Annotated in this window: 11 protein-coding genes; 10 read left to right on the forward strand and 1 reads right to left on the reverse strand. The window is 45.0% G+C overall.

Annotation, left to right across the window (positions count from 1 at the left end; all coding sequences use genetic code 11):
* The first annotated feature begins 6 nt into the window (after window positions 1-6).
* From ACH3Y6_RS06565 to ACH3Y6_RS06575, 3 genes are all read left to right on the forward strand, one after another.
* Window positions 7-1416, forward strand: a complete 1410-nt coding sequence (locus ACH3Y6_RS06565) for an NADH-quinone oxidoreductase subunit N (protein WP_490834800.1) — start codon at window positions 7-9, stop codon at window positions 1414-1416.
* 11 nt (window positions 1417-1427) lie between these two features.
* Window positions 1428-1808, forward strand: a complete 381-nt coding sequence (locus ACH3Y6_RS06570; RefSeq protein ID WP_490834801.1) for a hypothetical protein — start codon at window positions 1428-1430, stop codon at window positions 1806-1808.
* 120 nt (window positions 1809-1928) lie between these two features.
* Window positions 1929-2336, forward strand: coding sequence for a hypothetical protein (locus ACH3Y6_RS06575; protein ID WP_490834802.1), 408 nt, complete (start codon window positions 1929-1931; stop codon window positions 2334-2336).
* 139 nt (window positions 2337-2475) lie between these two features.
* Here ACH3Y6_RS06575 and ACH3Y6_RS06580 read toward each other — a convergent pair whose 3' ends face one another.
* Entirely contained in the window at window positions 2476-3270 is a 795-nt protein-coding gene (locus tag ACH3Y6_RS06580) for a DUF4350 domain-containing protein (RefSeq protein WP_490834803.1), read from the reverse strand.
* A 198-nt stretch (window positions 3271-3468) separates the two neighbouring features.
* On the opposite strand from ACH3Y6_RS06580, the gene ACH3Y6_RS06585 reads away from it, so the two are divergent.
* From ACH3Y6_RS06585 to ACH3Y6_RS06615, 7 genes are all read left to right on the forward strand, one after another.
* Window positions 3469-6459: a SusC/RagA family TonB-linked outer membrane protein gene (locus ACH3Y6_RS06585; RefSeq protein ID WP_490834804.1), complete on the forward strand. Its 2991-nt coding sequence runs from the start codon at window positions 3469-3471 to the stop codon at window positions 6457-6459.
* Window positions 6460-6481: 22 nt separating this feature from the next.
* A complete protein-coding gene (locus ACH3Y6_RS06590; protein WP_490834805.1) occupies window positions 6482-8353 on the forward strand; it encodes a RagB/SusD family nutrient uptake outer membrane protein in 1872 nt (623 codons plus the stop codon).
* 171 nt (window positions 8354-8524) lie between these two features.
* Window positions 8525-10912, forward strand: coding sequence for a GH92 family glycosyl hydrolase (locus ACH3Y6_RS06595; protein WP_490834806.1), 2388 nt, complete (start codon window positions 8525-8527; stop codon window positions 10910-10912).
* 36 nt (window positions 10913-10948) lie between these two features.
* Window positions 10949-11998: a LacI family DNA-binding transcriptional regulator gene (locus ACH3Y6_RS06600; protein ID WP_490834807.1), complete on the forward strand. Its 1050-nt coding sequence runs from the start codon at window positions 10949-10951 to the stop codon at window positions 11996-11998.
* Between the two features lie 235 nt (window positions 11999-12233).
* The gene (locus ACH3Y6_RS06605; RefSeq protein ID WP_490834808.1) at window positions 12234-13805 is read left to right on the forward strand and encodes a sulfatase family protein; all 1572 of its coding nucleotides are present in this window, start codon (window positions 12234-12236) and stop codon (window positions 13803-13805) included.
* 62 nt (window positions 13806-13867) lie between these two features.
* Window positions 13868-15460 (forward strand): arylsulfatase, encoded by a 1593-nt coding sequence (locus tag ACH3Y6_RS06610; RefSeq protein ID WP_490834809.1) that lies wholly within the window; start codon window positions 13868-13870, stop codon window positions 15458-15460.
* 9 nt (window positions 15461-15469) lie between these two features.
* Window positions 15470-17644, forward strand: a complete 2175-nt coding sequence (locus ACH3Y6_RS06615; protein ID WP_490834810.1) for a hypothetical protein — start codon at window positions 15470-15472, stop codon at window positions 17642-17644.
* Window positions 17645-17664 lie beyond the last annotated feature (20 nt).

The following is a 17664-nucleotide window of genomic DNA, read 5'->3' on the forward strand; positions in this document are numbered from 1 at the left end:
TGACCCATGCTAACTGAATTTTTTATATTGCTGAAACAGGAACTGGTGATCACCGCTATCATTTTCCTGTTATTATTTTTGAAATTGGGTAAAGACAGATCCAATGAATCGGTCCTTACGATTGTTAATTTTCTCTTGTTTGTAAATCTGTCTGCAGGTTTCTTTGGTAACCAGGAAGGGACAATATTCAACGACATGTTCCGGACCAATAACCTGATCGTGATAGAAAAGAATATCCTGAATCTTGCATTTTGGCTGATCTCTTTGCAATCCTATGCGTGGTTAAGAACACACAAACACGTGATCGAGTTCTACCTCTTATTACTGACGTCTTTGCTGGGTATGTTCTTTATGATATCCAGTGGCAATCTGTTGATGTTCTACCTGGGACTGGAAATGTCAACCATACCGTTGGCGGCGGCTGCTAACTTCGATTTGGCCAAACGCCAGTCATCAGAAGCAGCTATGAAGATGATCATCTCATCAGCATTTTCTTCGGGCCTGCTATTGTTCGGTATCTCATTGATATATGGTGTAAGCGGTACATTATTGTTTGCTGAAATCCCGGCACACCTGTCTGCCGGTCCATTACACATACTGGCCTTTATTTTATTCTTTTCGGGTATCGCCTTTAAGATTTCGGCGGTGCCATTTCACTTATGGACAGCTGATGTGTATGAAGGGGCGCCTGTGGCTGTTACTTCTTTTCTTTCAGTGGTGTCAAAAGGAGCGGTATTGTTTGTGTTGGTACCTATTTTGTACAAGGCTTTTCAACCCCTGGCAGGAACCTGGTACAATGTGTTGTTCGTGCTGGCACTGGTCACCATCATCATCGGTAACCTGTTTGCCATCCGCCAGAACAACCTGAAAAGGTTCCTGGCTTTTTCTTCCATTGCGCAGGTTGGTTTTATCCTGGTAGGTATATCAGCCGGTTCGCCAGCTGGTATGGCTTCTGTCGTGTTTTTCATTTTGGTGTATGTGTTTTCTAACCTGGCAGCATTCGGTGTGGTCTCGCTGGTCAGTGCTTTAGCCGGAAAGGAAAATGTGGCGGATTACAAAGGTTTCTATGTAACCAATCCATTCCTGTCTTGGGTACTCACCATCGCCCTTTTCTCATTGGCCGGTGTACCACCTACCGCAGGGTTCTTTGGTAAATTCTTCCTGCTTATAGCTGGAGCAGCCAAGGGTAATTACTGGCTTATTGGTATAGCTTCGTTGAATATGGTGGTGTCCTTCTATTATTACCTGCGGGTGGTGAAAGCCATCTTTATGGATAGCAACGAACATCCTATCAACAGGATAGCGGTTCCGGGTTTACCCAAACTGTCACTGTATATCTGTTTGGCAGGTATCATCCTTACCGGTCTGGCCAGTTTTGTATATGATTATATTTACTCATTCAGCTACGGCTTATAAATAGTATTAACATGGCTATTAATAAAAATCATGAATTTGAAGACCTGGATGGCGTAAAATGTGCTGTGGTAGAGAAGAATATCTCTAAAGACCGGGTTGATTTTCTGAAGCCTTTACTGGAATTGAATGGCTATACCGTAATGGTGGTAGCCAGTCCCCCCCCCAAAGTAGCCCCGGCAGCACCTTCTGCAGCAGGTGCTGCCGCCCCTCTGCCACCGCCACCGGCCTCTGAAACGTTTACGTTGGGTGTTACGGATGTCATGTTCAATGCCACCAATGCAGTGTTTGGGCGTTTGCTGAAGACTGGCGACGGTCACATAGTTACCCTGGCTTACTGGCGCCAGCAGGAAAAAATTGCTCACGACCAGGTCCCTTACTACGAGAATAAATAAGCATTTTGCCTCTTTATCCGCAGGGTAAGGACTGATTGTGAATAGGGTTAAAATAAAGATGCAGCAGCTATTGCATTTGGTAAATAACTGTTGTAACTTTTAGAAACCAAATCTTTTCCCATGAAACAGTATCATATTGTTTCCCGTATCGCCATTTACCTGTTGGCTGCGGTGATGATCGTCTATGGGTTTATTCATCTTTTCAAACCGCATGACCTGGTTGTATACATCCCTGATTATATTCCGGGGGGTGTGCTATGGGTGCATGTGGTAGGGGCTGCCTTTATTCTTGGCGGGATCTCATTTATCCTGAACCAATGGGTCAAAATGGCCGGCTATCTGTTGGCTATTCTCCTGTTCGTGTTTGTGATTGTGATACACTTGCCCAATTACCTCAATGCAGGTAATGCCGAAACACAGGCAATGGCCCTGATCAATATTCTAAACGATACGGCGATCGCAGGTTTTGCCCTGCACCTGGCTGCTGGGGCGCATCACCAAAAACTGCACCTGGAGGACAGCGATTAGTGGATTTAAAAATGAGTTGCATTTTCAACGCCTGTTCAGCTGCAGAACAGGGTTATTTATTTTGCAGCAGTTGGTTATTGGTTAAATCAAAAGATCCTGTTTTCCGAAACAGGATCTTTTGATTTCGAGAAGAAGGTATTCATGGCTTTCTACTGGGTACTTGGTTGAGTAACCAATCCGTGAACTCAGCCGCGGCTATACCGTTCTGGAAATCGGGACTCAGCCTGTCATTTACGATATATTCATTATAGATCCAGGGATCGCCGATAGCAAAAACAATACCTTTTCCGTACCTGGCGGAAGCCATGATAATATCTCCATTGTCTTCCAAAACCGCTTGGGCATTACCCTGAACGGTAAGGGTAGAAATGCCTTTCAGGTATAACTGTTTTGCTTTTCGGAAGATATTGTGTTGCTCGGGAACCATGATCTTACCAACCGAAATATCTTTTATTACTGCATTGCGGGTTTTATTGGTAAAGTGAAGCCCGAATTTGCCGGCCAACAGGTTAAACCGGGAAAGTTCTGCATTAGCAGAATCATTCGCCATTAATACCAGCACCCCCCCTTTTTTTACCCAGTCGGCAATTACGGTTGCGTAAGCCGGAGTCATATAATTGGGATATTCGGTTTCTTTCTCTGTATCAGGATCACAGATAATATAGATATCTGTTCCCTTTAGGTTATTAACAGAGGGGGCTGCAGGTAAGCTGGTAAGTTTTGCATTCCTGGTTTTGAAGAGTTCGGCCCAGATGGTGTACCCGTTAATACTTTTGTCTTCCCAGGTGTAATGGAATCTCTCCATCTCTCCCTGTGGGTTCTTTTTGTACTCGTTGTTAAAAAAATAGTCAAGTGTCACCGTTTTTTGTTGTGAGAAACCGCTTGCCTGTAAAATAAACAGCAGGGCAGTAACCATTCGGAGGCGATATTTCATACAGTCTTTTTGCTAAAAGTAGCTGGTTTTCCTGCCCCCTGTTCCTTAAAAGATAATTTTCCCCGAAATCGTTTTCGTACTTTTTTTGAACTGGTTAAACGTTTTACTAAAACCTTTTAACTAAGTTTAACTATGATTGTATCGTTCTTAGAGAACCCTGCCATCATACAAACAATTGCTAAAACCAAATCTGCCATTATGAGAAAAGTTATTTTTCTAACTGCGCTTCTATTTTGCATAGTAAGCATTGCCTGGTCGCAAAACCGTTCACTGACGGGCCGGGTGGTAAACAACGAGAACGGCTCTGCTCTTACCGGCGCCAGTGTTACCGTTAAGGGTACTTCCCGTGGAACGGTAACAGATGCAGATGGTAAGTTCACCATCAGCATTCCTGCAAAAGGTGGATCGGTACTGGTAATTGCTTCTGTTGGATTTGCCAGTCAGGAAGTTGCCGTTACCAATCAGACTTCATTAAACATCAGCCTTGTTTCTGAAACCAAAGCACTGGAAGATATTGTAGTGGTTGGTTATGGTGAAAGAAGAAAACGCGATCTGACCGGTGCGTTGGTATCTGTTCAGTCGAGGGATATTGTACGTGCCAACCCTGTACAGGCTGCCAAAGCTATCCAGGGACAGGTTGCGGGTGCTACCGTTACCAAATCCAGCAACAGGCCGGGCGCTGGTTACAGTATCACTATCCGGGGGGAGAATACCATCAACAACTCTACTCAGCCTTTGATTGTGATCGATGGTTTAATGGGTGGCGATATCAATAACCTTAACCCCAACGATATTCAGTCGATGGATGTATTGAAGGATGCATCCTCCACTTCCATCTATGGAGCACGAGGTGCTAACGGTGTGGTGATCATTACCACCAAAAAAGGTGTTTCCGGTAAACCCAGGGTAACCTACGATAGTTATGTGGGTATGAAAATGCTGGCGCATGTGCCTAAACTGATGAGTACTCCTCAGTTCTATAAACTCACTTATACTGACAGGGTTGCTGCAGGTTTGACCGGAACCGTATTCACCATTGCTGAGCAGGCTAATATCGATGCCGGAAAAACCACCGACTGGGCCAGCCTGATCACAGATCCGGGTTTACAGACCAGCCATAATATCAGTGTATCCGGCGGTAGCGAAAAAACAACGTATCGTTTCTCAGGCGGTTTCCTGAACGAAAAAGGAAATGTACTATATACCGGGTTCAAAAGGTATAACCTGAATGCAGGTCTCGACAGCAAAGTGGGTGAGCGTGTGAAAGTAGGTTTTACCTCTTATCTTACCTATAGTGAACAGAACTGGGGTTCTATGGAGTCGCTGCGTGGTGCTTACCGCGCAAGACCTACCGGTACTGTATATTATAGCGACCTCACCAATCCCAGCCAGAATGGCGACCTGGATGTGAATGGTTATGCTGTATGGATGGGTATCAACGATAAACAAGTTCCCAATCCCTTGCTTGATATAGATCCTGCACAGTCCAAACTGCAGACAACCACTTTGTCCGCCATCACCAATGCCTATATGGAAATAACTTTGGCGAAAGGGCTGAGTTTCCGTTCTTCTATCTCTGCATCCTATAATACGCAGCAGATCGGTGACTGGAGGGGTATGTGGTCAAAATCACAGATCGGCACCAAACCAAGAACACAGCTGGATAACAGGAAGACTGCCAATTACACTATCGATAACATTGTGAACTATAAGCGGGATTTCGGAAGCAAGCACAGGCTTGAACTGACCGGTCTGCAGAGTGCTTTCTACCAGCGTGATGAGGTTACCACCATCGCGGTAAAGGATTTGCCTTACACATCTTACTGGTATGCGCTGAATACAGGGACTATTACCGCACAGGGTAGTTCACTGGTAGAGCGTTCACTTTCTTCTTACATGGGAAGGATCAACTATACCTTCAATGATAAATACCTACTTACCCTGACTGGCAGGGCCGACGGTGCCTCTCAGCTGGCAGAAGGCAATAAATGGGCTTTCTTCCCTTCACTGGCCGTGGCCTGGAGAATGGGCGATGAGAAGTTCATGATGAAGCAGAACGTCTTCTCAAATGTTAAACTGCGTATGAGTTATGGAGAAGTAGGTAACTCTACAGTTAACCCATACAGCACACAGGCCAGCCTGCTGAATACTGGTTATGATTTTGATGGTGTAGCCGCTATGGGCTTTGCACCATTGAACCTGGCCAACAAATCACTGAAATGGGAAAGAAGTAAAGAGTTGAACCTGGGTATCGATTTCAGCGTGCTGAAGAACCGAGTGAACGCTTCTGTTGAAATCTATAACAGGAATACCGTTGATTTGATCCTGAACCAGAAAATACCTACCGTAACCGGCTTTAACCAGGTTACTGCCAATGTAGGTAAGATCCAGAACAGGGGTATTGAAGTTACCCTGAACACCGTGAATATCAACAAGGAAAACTTCAAGTGGAATACTTCTCTGACTTTTACCAAGAACAACAACAAACTGATTGAATTATATGGCGATGGTCAGACAGCTGATAAAGGAAACAAACTGTTTGTAGGCTATCCTATCCGTGCCAATTTCGATTACCAGTTTGCTGGTATCTGGCAACTGGCCGATTCTAACCTGGCCAAAGTATATAAGCAGGTTCCGGGCGCTGTTAGGGTGGTAGACCAGAATAATGATAATGTGATCTCTTCTTCCAACAATATTGACGACAGGGTTTACCTGGGAACACAGTTGCCTAAATGGCTGCTGGGTGTGACCAACCGTTTCAACTTTAATAATTTTGATCTGTCTTTCTTTATCTATTACAGAAAAGGTGTTCAGTACAGCAACTCCACTTTGTCAGGAACTTTCGGCGAACTGGGAACCAGGTACAATTCACTGGCTTCACTGAATTACTGGACAAAGGACAATCCATCCAACACCTATTTCTCGCCTTATGTGGCCAATCCTTACCGTAGTGCCATCAATTACCAGGATGCAAGTTTCTTGAGGGTATCTGATATTACCGTTGGTTATACACTTCCTAAGCGTGTGAGAGACAACCTGAAGATCACCAATGCAAGGTTCTATGCACAGGTTTCAAATCCGTTCATCTTTACCAAGTATACCGGATTCGATCCTGAGTTCAACTCTGCGATCTATCAGGATGATGTGCCTTCTATTCTCGTAACCCTGGGAGTAAATGTCAGCTTCTAATTTTATCTTAAAAATTATTACTATGAAATCAATACTCAATATAAGATCTGCAGCTGTAGCACTCGCTTTCACTGGTGTACTGGTTAGCGGCTGTAAAAAAACATTCCTGGATGAAAATCCGGTATCAACACTAACTACGGATAGTTATTACAAAACGCCAACCGGTTTTGAGGACCTGGTGAAGTCCTGCTACCCGCTGTTGCGCAATATTCATCAGGCACGCCAGCTGGTACTGAATGGTACCGACTTGTTTTATCCGGGAGGATATAATGATCCCAAATTCGCAACTTCTGCTCCCAATGCGGGTTCACTGAACCAGTATGATGTAGGATTGAATGGTTCGCTTGCAGATGTAGGAACTCTCTGGACATTACTTTATGCTGAGCTTGGAAGAACGAATACTGTCATTAGCCGTGCCTCTGCCGTTAGTGGTATGACCGAAACCCTGAAAGCTACCAGGGTATCAGAAGCCAAATTCCTGCGGGCACTTACTTTATTTTACCTGGTACAGCAGTGGGGAGATATTCCTATGCCACTGGTTGAGATCCAGGGAGCCAGTAAGGAAGCCAAACGGGTGCCCCAGGCAGATGTATACAAGCAGATACTGGATGATCTGCTGGATGCCGAAGGTAAATTGCCGGCAGTAGCATCCGATTACGGAAGGATTACCAAGGGGGCAGCACAATTCCTCCTCTCAAAAGTATACCTCACAAGGGGTTGGAATTTCCAGAATGCATTGGGTGGCAGTACTGCTGATTTCAACTCAGCATTACAATATGCCGATAAAGTCATTGCAACTTATCCGCTGGCTGCCAAATACAAAGACCTGTTCCCAATTCGTTCAGAAAATCCACTCACACAATATACCGGAGCACAGAACGACAAGAACCCGGAGATCATTTTCTCTGTTCAGTGGAACTCTGATGTACTTACCAATAAAACTGATCCTGCATTTACACAGGATGCAGCGGGTGGTAACAACCTGCATTCAGTTTTTGGTGGAGGCGGAGAAGGGTTCCCCGGAACCAAGGGACGTACCAGCGATTATAACCGTTCACAGCCCATCTATCCCCTGGGTGCTGCGATTTATCGTATGTACGATCCACAGGTAGACCTGCGCTACGATCATAACTTCCTGGATGTGGGTTATGCTTTGTTGCCTGTAGCAGGCTTCAAGCCATTGCCTATACTGAACCCTAACCTGAAGATCGATATCAAAGCCGGTGACACCGTGGTGTATTTCCGCCCATGGAACAGGCCGGCAACCACAGCCAATGAGCGTGGTATTGATGTAGGCGGTACCCGTAAATATTCTGTGATCAATTGTGATGAATGGGGTGGTGGATACAGTATTGTGAATGGGGTAGTAACTACAGGATTCCCCACCGGTGAACCCAATATGTGGAAATTCTGGCAGCCGGGTATTCCTTATGGTGATGCTTATGGTACTTTTAATGAAAGTGTTTTCCGTGTAGCGGAAGCCTACCTGATTGCTGCTGAAGCCATTGTAAAAGGAGCAACCGGCGGAAAACTGGGGGGCGCAGAAGTATACTACAACAAAGTACTGGATCGTGCCATGGCAACGGCTGGTGCAGATCCTAAATGTGCTAAGTTTCCTGAGGATCTGAAATCGCAGGAAGCGGTTTCTTACCGTGCCACTTCTGCAAACATTTCAGTAGACCTGATCCTGGATGAAAGAGCAAGAGAATTATTAGGAGAATATGACAGGTGGTTCGACCTGAAAAGAACCGGTAAACTGATTGAGCGCGTATTGCGGTATAACCCCTGGGCTAAGAAAAGTAATACAATCAAAGACATACATTACCTGAGACCTATTCCTCAGAGTGAGATCGATCTGTCTTTCCCTGCAATGACACAAAACCCTGGTTATTAATCTGAAAAGTAAAAGGATCTGTTCATCGGGGTATGTTTTTATATCCCTGAACGGATCCTTTCTAATGTTCCGCCATCGTATCTCTGATCGTATGGGGGAAGCAGGTGGATAATTTTAATGACCATAGATGTATACATTGTTTATTTTTTATTCTGATAAAGTATCATTCCTATGAGAGGCTGTAAGTATGTGCCATATCTTTTCTTTGTCCTGATGCCTTTGACCGGTCTGTTTGCGCAGACGAACAAAGCAGTAAAACCAAAGAAAACAGACCTGGTAGAACCCATGGTGGATGCGGCTAATTCAAGGTTCTTTTATTTCAGTTCCGCTTCCCGCCCCTTTGGTATGGTAAACCTGAGTCCGGATATGGTATTGAAAGGGACCTGGAATACCGGTTACCGGTATAACCAGGATACAATTAAGGTATTCAGTCATATTCATTGCTGGGAACTTTCGGGTATACCGGTACTGCCTACCACAGGCCCGTTCAAGGGTCAGCTGGGCCCCGATAGATATGGATCCAGCTACTCGCACCAGCAGGAGATTGCCAAACCTGGTTATCATAAAGTGCTGCTGAAAGATTATGGTGTTACTGCCGAACTCACTTCCACTACCCGTGTAGGGTTTCATAAATACACCTATCCAAAATCGGCAGCCAGCCATATCCTTTTCGATTTTACCACCATGCTGGGTTCTTCCGAAACACAGAGCGCCAGTGTAAAGAAAGTATCTGCCCAGTCAATCGAAGGTTCTGTTACGATGGCTGCAACGATCCGCAGACCTAAGCCTGTCACAGTGTATTTCGTGACTGATTTTGATAAACCATTTGATTCATTCAACGGCTGGCAGGATGGTAAACTTACCGGCATGCAGGATCAGGTGTCGGGATCAAAAAACGGTGTATATGTAAGTTTTGCCACTGCTGCCAACGAAGTGAGGCAGATGAAAGTGGCCATCTCTTATGTGAGTATTGAAGAAGCAAGGAAAAACATGCAAGCAGAACTGCCACATTGGGATTTTGCACGTGTGGTAAAGGAATCTGCTGAAGAATGGAACCAATGGCTCGGCCGGATAGAGGTAGAAGGTGGCACACTTACCGAGCAAAGACGTTTTTATACGGACCTGTGGCATGCGTTGCAGGGCCGAAGGATCGTTAGTGATGTCAGTGGCACATATATCGATAATACAGGTCTTCAGCCGCGCAAACGTCAGATACCACTGGGTTCGGATGGTAAACCTCGGTTTAACGAATACAATTCAGATTCTTTCTGGGGTGCACAATGGTCTTTGAATACCTTATGGCATATGGTATACCCTGAAGTGACTGAATCATTCATCAACTCTCTTCTGTTAATGTATGATGACGGAGGACTCATACCGAGAGGTCCTTCCGGGGGTAATTATACGTATGTAATGACAGGTGCAGCCACCACTCCCTTTATTGTAAGTGCATATCTGAAAGGAATCAGGGGATTTGATATTGCAAAAGCCTATGAAGGGATGCGTAAAGATCATTTTCCCGGAGGTATGATGAGCAAAGTGGGTTATGAACATACAACATTCAAAGGCGGAGGTATAGAGGAATATATGGAGCTGGGTTATGTACCCTACCCGCTCAGCAATATCAAATATGGATTTCATATGGATGGCTCTACCCAGACACTAGAATATGCCTACCAGGATTATGCACTGGCACAGATGGCCAAAGTATTGGGTAAAAAAGAGGATTATGAACTGTTCAGTAAAAGGGCATTGAACTACCGGAATGTATTCAATAAGGATACAGGCTGGATGTGGACGCGTAACCGAGAAGGGAAATGGAACCAGCCTATTGATATTCTTCAGTATGAACACGGCTTTGAAGAAGGCAATGCCGCCCAGTATACCTGGTGGGTGCCACATGACGTGAAAGGTTTGATAGACCTGATGGGCGGTACAGAAATATTTACCAATAAACTGAACCGTTCTTTTCTGGAATCCCGGAAACATAGCTTTGTCTCAGGAAAATCTGAAAATCCAACCGATCAGGAATTATTGCGCAGGGTATATATCAATTATGGTAACCAGCCTTGTATGCAAACACCGTTCCTGTTCAATTATGCAGGTAAACCCTGGTTAACACAGTATTGGACAAGGCAATTAATTGATTCAGTATATAGTGGCATCTCCCCGCAAAAGGGGTATAGTGGCGATGAAGACCAGGGGCTGATGGGCTCACTGGCAGTACTGCTGAAGATCGGCCTGTTCTCAACAAATGGCGGTACATCTGAAAAACCGTTTTATGAGATCAGCAGCCCCATTTTCAACAAGGTTACCATTAAACTGAACCAGCAATATTATCCCGGAAAAGAGTTCGTGATAGAGGCCCGGAACCAGGGGCCGGGTAACGTGTACATCCAGACAGCAAACCTCAATGGAAAAACCTGGGATCAGCCCTGGTTTCTACATGAGGAATTGATAAAGGGTGGAAAGCTGGTATTGAATATGGGAGCAAAACCTAACCGGAAGTGGGGAAGTGATCTGCGTAAAGCGCCGCCGTCCATGTCAACGCTAAAATAGAATACGGAGATTCTTAATTGCTGAAAAAGCTTTCTTATGAAGAAAATTTCAATGAAAGATATCGCCAGGGAACTGAATACCTCGATCACAACGGTCTCGTTTGTGATCAATGGGAAAAGTGCGGAAATGGGTATCAGTCCGGCAACGGAAAAAAAAGTACGCGACCTTATTAAGAAAAGAGGCTTTAATCCGAATAGCGCCGCCAGGATCTTGCGTACAGGGAAATCCAAAACCATTGGCCTGATCGTGGAAGATATCGGCAACTATTTTTTCGGAAATGTTGCTAAGATTATAGAAGTAGAAGCGAATAAAAATGGATACAGTGTCTTTTTCAGCAGTACTGAGAACAATGATGATAAGGCAAGGCAGCTGATCAATAAGATGCGGAACAGTTCTGTGGATGGATATATCATTACGGCAACCCAGGGTATAAAGGATGAGATCCTCAAATTAAAAAAGGAAAACGTACCCTTTGTACTGATAGACAGGTTAATCCCTGAAGTAGAAACCAATTATGTGATACTCGACAATTACCAGGGTAGCTATAATCTGACAAATCACCTGATTGATAATGGATATAAGAAGATTGGCTTTATTTCCATCTTTAGTGAGATGTCGATGATGACGGAAAGGGAAAAGGGATTTCAAAAAGCAATGGCGGATGCAGGACTTCCGATGCACTCCAAGTATGTTCTCAAGGTCAAATTCTCCGACAACGAGGAAAAGATCATCAAAGCCATGATTAAATACATAAAGGCTAATCCTCAACTCGATGCCTTATTCTTTGCTACCAACTACCTGGGCGTAATGGGTATTGATGCTCTACAAAAGTGTCACCTGAAGATACCTGCAGATATTGCGGTAGTTAGTTTTGACGACAACGATCTTTTCAGATTACTTTCGCCTTCTATCACCGTAGCGGCACAGCCTATCAAAGAGATTGCGATTCAATCAATTGACCTGCTGCTGAAAGTGATCAAGAAAGAGCAGAAACAGTCTATGACGGTGGGGGAAATCATTAAACCTCAGATCATCATCCGGGAGTCTTCTCCAAAAAAGCAAAATTTCAAATCCAAAATATCCTGAAAATCGATAGCTCTTATCCGGTCGGTATGCGATAATGCAAGGTAGCCCGGTTTTTGGCGCTGGCGCTCTGATCCTTCTGCTGAATTGAGGTGGCGCTTCAGGCGTAATGCCGTTAGTTGATTTATAGAAAGAGAGGGTATGCTATATGCATAAAATATACTGCATATAACCAATAGTTACATCGGGTACAGATTTCGGTTAGATATAAGAAAACTATAGTAAAAAATAAATCACAATGATGAATAGAATCCCCTCTTTTGTAATACGCCGATTCATGCATATTGCCATGCTTGGGTGTGGTGTGTTATTGGGCGCAGATCAATTAAATGCACAAAAAACGCTGCTTCCCAATATTGTCTATATCCTGGCAGATGATCTTGGTTATGGAGATGTATCAGTCAATAATCCCGATAGCAAAATCAATACTCCTAACATAGACATGCTGGCCAGGCAGGGTATACGTTTTACCGATGCGCATACCACTTCGTCTGTCTGTACACCCTCCCGTTATTCTATTCTTACCGGCAGGTATCCCTGGCGTAGCAGGTTGCCAGTCGGGGTATTGCGTGGGTATAGCAGAACATTGATAGAAGAGGGGTTGCCAACAGTGGCCGATCTGTTAAAAACAAAATCATACCGGACAGCTGTGGTGGGCAAATGGCATCTTGGTCTGGATTGGGTACCCAAAGACGCATTCAGAGATTCGTTGAAACCGGAGAACAACCGGAATAATCTGTATGGTATCCTCAATGAAATGAAACCGGAACAGATCGATTTCAGCAAAGCACCTGAACGGGGACCCATGACGCAGGGTTTTGACTATTCGTTCATACTGCCTGCTTCATTGGATATGCCTCCGTATTGTTATCTCGAGAATGACCGCTTGACCGGGTCATTGAGCGGATATACAAAAGGCAATAAACTGGAATCAGGGTATACCGGCCCGTTCTGGAGAGAAGGCCTGATGACACCCTCTTTTGATTTTTATGATGTGCTTCCTTTCTTTACCCGAAAGGCGAACGATTTTATCAGGAAACAGGCGGGTGCATCAAATCCCTTCTTCCTGTATTTTCCTATGCCGGCACCGCATACGCCCTGGGTTCCTGCAAAAGAATATAACGGTAGCTCACAGGCCGGAGAATATGGCGATTATGTACAGGAAGTGGATGCTGCTGTAGGTAAAATATTACATGTGTTGGATAGTATGGGACTTTCTAACAACACCATGGTGGTCTTCACCAGCGATAATGGCCCCTACTGGAGAGAAAATTTTGTACAGCAGTTCGGACATAAAGCGGCAGGTGAGTTTCGTGGCATGAAAGGCGATGTGTTTGAAGGAGGTCACCGGGTGCCATTGATTGTCCGTTATCCCGGTAAAGTAAAAGCAGGAACACAATCAGCCGTTACCACAACACTGGCCAATTTCATGTCTACCTGTGCAGACCTGATCGGGAACCATAGTGAAAGGTTTGAAACAGAAGACAGTTATTCTATTTTTCCGATACTGACGGGCAAAGCTGATGTGATTAAAGAACAACCTGCCATCGTCAATATTTCATCCAAAGGAACCATGAATATCCGTAAGGGATCTTGGAAACTGGTCACCAAACTTGGTTCAGGTGGGTTTACTGTGCCATCGGATGTGAAACCCAAACCGGGGGAGCCGGTGGGCCAGTTGTATGATCTGTCGAATGATATCCATGAAGATCACAATCTGTATAATGAACATCCCGAGAAAGTGCAAGAGCTGCTGAATGAATTAAAAAAGATCCAGAAAGCACCCAAAGGGAAAAGGGTTACAAATTAACAGGCCGATGGAATTATGGCAGGGATAATGGTACTGAAATCATCATGAATAAATCGAATTGTATGCGTATGTTTTACCACAAAAAGAATCTGCTTTCATTGCTGGTAATTGGTTGTTTCAATCTTTTGTCGGCACAACTACCCCGTACACAGAACTCCCGCCCTAATATCATTTACATCATGGCGGACGATATGGGTTATTCAGATATAGGCTGCTATGGTGGAGAAGTCAATACACCCAACCTTGACCAACTGGCGGGCAATGGGATCAAACTGCGTAGTTTTTATAACAATGCGCGTTGTTGTCCAACCCGCGCCAGTCTGCTTACCGGCAGATCTCCCCACCAGGTGGGTATGGGTTTAATGGTCACAGCACCTGCTGCATCGTATGAGCCAGGCAGTTACCAGGGCTTTCTGGATACATCCTATGCTACCGTGGCGGAACTGTTGAAGAAAGAAGGATATCACACATACATGTCGGGTAAGTGGCATGTTGGTGAACGTCCGGAACACTGGCCCAGGAAAAGAGGGTTTGAGCATTACTTCGGTCTGATCTCGGGGGCAAGCAGCTATTATGAGATCCTGCCACAGGAGCGTAACAAACGTCGTTTCATACTGGAAGACAGTGACTATATGATTCCCAAAGATGGTTTTTATATGACGGATGCTTTTACCGATCATGCTTTGGAATACCTGCATACGGAAAAAAACAGAAAAGATGCTGCGCCTTTTTTCCTGTATCTCGCTTACACGGCCCCGCATTTTCCAATCCATTCACCGGATGAGGCATTGATAACCCGTTATGAAAAGATCTACGCAAAGGGGTGGGACCAGATCCGTAAAGAACGTTATGCCAAAATGAAACGGTTAGGTCTGGTGGATGCAAGTTATCAGCTCACAGAGAGGCCCGCCGATATCTCGGCATGGGAAGCTGCCAGCGATAAAAAGACCTGGATCCGGAAAATGGCAGTATATGCAGCCATGATCGAGAGAATGGATCAGAATATCGGGCGACTGATCACTGCACTGAAAGCCAATGGGCAATATGAGAATACCCTCATTGTTTTTCTTTCAGATAACGGAGGATGTGCTGAAAATACCAATAACCGAAATTTGAACGACACTTCTAAGTTGGTTGGTCAGCGCGGCTCGTATTATACGTATGATATGCCGTGGGCCAATGTCTCCAATACCCCTTTCCGAAAATACAAGCACTTTATGCACGAAGGGGGTATCATTACTCCCTGTATCCTGCAATGGCCTCAAGCCATCAAGCCGCAGAAAGCTTACCTGTCCTCTACAGGCCATGTGACCGATCTGATGCCGACTGCTCTTGAGCTGGCAGGAGCCACAACTCCGGCAGGTATTGCGGGTCAAAGCCTTAGCTATCTATGGAAAAATAAAAAAGCTGTGGAACGCATTATTTGCTGGGAGCATGAAGGCAACCGGGCTATCCGTTCGGGTAACTGGAAACTGGTGAAGGACCTGGAAGATGCCGACTGGGAATTGTATGATATCGCATCTGATCCCTCTGAAACCCGCAACCTGGCAGCCCGGTATCCCGATAGGGTAAGCAGCATGAAAAAAGAGTATGAAACCTGGGCCCTGAATATGCATGTGAAACCACCTAAGAAGAATACAAACAAATCTGAATAACGACAACTGATGAAAAAACTAATTTTTCCGATCGCTTTCTTTTTTCTCGTAATGAGTCATACGAGCTATGCACAATCGCAGAAGACCGCCTATGTGCCCGAATTCGCGAACGAGAATCATGAACAAATCGGCTACTGGTTTATCTCACCAAGCCTGATCACAGAAGAGAACCTCTACCAGAAACACATTGACAGTATAGCGGAAAATTGTAAATACACGCTGATTTTCCTGACGGCACGTGAAGGTGCTGATTTCTACGATTACAAAAAAATGTATCCTGTGTTCAAGAACCTCGTGGCAGCGGCGCACAAAAAGGGATTGAAGGTGGGATTGCAGTTATGGGGTAATTATAAGGACAAAACTATAGAAGGTTCCCAACGGATGATCATTGAAACGGAAGTTCCGTTAGATCAGTCAGGGAATGCATCTGCCACGATCAAAGCTAAGTTTATACGCTTTGAACACCGGCTGCTGAAATCGGATCTGTTTAAAGTTTATGCATTCAAAAAGACCGGTGATGGCTTTTATGACCCGGCCACATGGAAGGATATTACCAGGAATTGCGAAACCGTTCTGCCGGACAAGGCCACTGTTGAAGTGAAGGTTAAGGCAGGGGAATCTATGAAAGGTCTGACGGCCTGCATTATGACACAACAATACTGCAGCCAGAGCAGTAATTGGGACGATGTGGAGGTCAATGGTTTTATAGAAGCCATGAAAGCCTATGCGGATATCCCTTTCGATGGTTTCTCGTTGGATGAATACGGTAATAAGTTCATAGAACGCATTTTTGACCAGAATACTCCCAACCCGTTCAGGGGGCGCTGGTATTCTAATGCAATGGCCAGGGAGTATGCCAAAGCCACCGGAAATTCATTGGAGAAAACGCTGTTCGAAGGCCGTTATGCACCCACCGGGAAACCCGAACTGCGTATCAGAGCCGTCAACGAATACATGGAGTTCATGCGCAGAGGAGCATTACGGGTTGAAACAGCTGTTTACCATGCGTCTCGTGAAATTTATGGGAAGCATATATTCAGCGGGATCCATAACACCTATCACAATAGTCTCATCAATGATGAGATCTGGGCCAATGGAATCGGCTGGTGGAGTGCACCGCGTGCGTATGGACAGACAGATGAAAAAACCTTCCTGCCTACACAAATGGGTATTGCCATGGCACATACCCAAAATGCAATGTATAACCAATATTACGATGCAGTACTGGAACCGGTACTGATTAAATCGTTCAATGATCTGAGATATGGTGTGAGAACGCATTACCATGCCATGAATGATAAAAGGCCGCTTCGTTTTGATCTGGAGGATCCGGATGCCATAGGGGGTATTAATGCCAATGAGAATTGCGCCAGACTGTTGAATAAATTCAATCCTTCTTTACCAGATATCCGCCTGCTCGTGATCTTTGGAATGGAAGGGCTTTCCAATTGGTATCCGAATTATGCTGACAGGGGTGTGTATGATATCAATGATAAGATGAAGGTGGAAGAAAGGGCGGTAGAGATCTGGAAGTCAGGTTACCTGAATGCCCTGGTTCCTTCAGACCTGATCGTAAATAATCAACTCACCGTTGGCACTGATGGAAAACCTGTATTGAACGGTCACAAGTTTGATGCCGTATTATATATCAATCCCCAATACGCCAGGGAGCCGGTGATCCGATTCCTGGAACAGTATACCGGCAAAGGTGGCAAGCTGATGATCGAGGGTAAGGCCGATCGCGATTTTAAGGGTAACCTGATCGCCAATCGTTTTAAAGCCATCTATGACAAGGCCACTGTGGTTGGGTATTCAGTAGCGGATCTGCCGAAGTTGGGCCTGCAGAAGAACCTGTTACCGGATGGCTGCCGTAATGCCGATGGCTCTTATACATTTAATGACCTGGTCTCTATGCGTACTGGTAAGGCAGCCACTTTTCGCGTGAATTTCGAAGGGGATGAATATACCGGCGAGTATCGCGGACTGGCAGTGATTAAGGCAGGTAAAAAGACCGGACTGCAAAAAATGGGCGCCACTGGTTTCACCAGCTTGCGCCGTAACGGAGAAGAAATATTGCGTTTTGAAGAGCCGGCAGACATTTTTGTAGAGAAAAATGACAAAGACAGTAAACTCATCATTGCTGACAGAAACGGAAAGAAAAAGCCGGTCATTAATAAATTATAGGCTTGAGGATGATCATAACT

It is taken from the genome of Sediminibacterium sp. FW305-C-269 (genome assembly GCF_058231045.1).

Coding starts and splice junctions, on each gene's coding strand:
- ACH3Y6_RS06570 (WP_490834801.1), top strand. CDS start 1,428: ATGGCTATTAATAAAAATCATGAATTTGAAGACCTGGATGGCGTAAAA.
- ACH3Y6_RS06595 (WP_490834806.1), top strand. CDS start 8,525: ATGAGAGGCTGTAAGTATGTGCCATATCTTTTCTTTGTCCTGATGCCT.
- ACH3Y6_RS06600 (WP_490834807.1), top strand. CDS start 10,949: ATGAAGAAAATTTCAATGAAAGATATCGCCAGGGAACTGAATACCTCG.
- ACH3Y6_RS06605 (WP_490834808.1), top strand. CDS start 12,234: ATGATGAATAGAATCCCCTCTTTTGTAATACGCCGATTCATGCATATT.
- ACH3Y6_RS06575 (WP_490834802.1), top strand. CDS start 1,929: ATGAAACAGTATCATATTGTTTCCCGTATCGCCATTTACCTGTTGGCT.
- ACH3Y6_RS06580 (WP_490834803.1), bottom strand. CDS start 3,270: ATGAAATATCGCCTCCGAATGGTTACTGCCCTGCTGTTTATTTTACAG.
- ACH3Y6_RS06615 (WP_490834810.1), top strand. CDS start 15,470: ATGAAAAAACTAATTTTTCCGATCGCTTTCTTTTTTCTCGTAATGAGT.
- ACH3Y6_RS06585 (WP_490834804.1), top strand. CDS start 3,469: ATGAGAAAAGTTATTTTTCTAACTGCGCTTCTATTTTGCATAGTAAGC.
- ACH3Y6_RS06590 (WP_490834805.1), top strand. CDS start 6,482: ATGAAATCAATACTCAATATAAGATCTGCAGCTGTAGCACTCGCTTTC.
- ACH3Y6_RS06610 (WP_490834809.1), top strand. CDS start 13,868: ATGCGTATGTTTTACCACAAAAAGAATCTGCTTTCATTGCTGGTAATT.
- ACH3Y6_RS06565 (WP_490834800.1), top strand. CDS start 7: ATGCTAACTGAATTTTTTATATTGCTGAAACAGGAACTGGTGATCACC.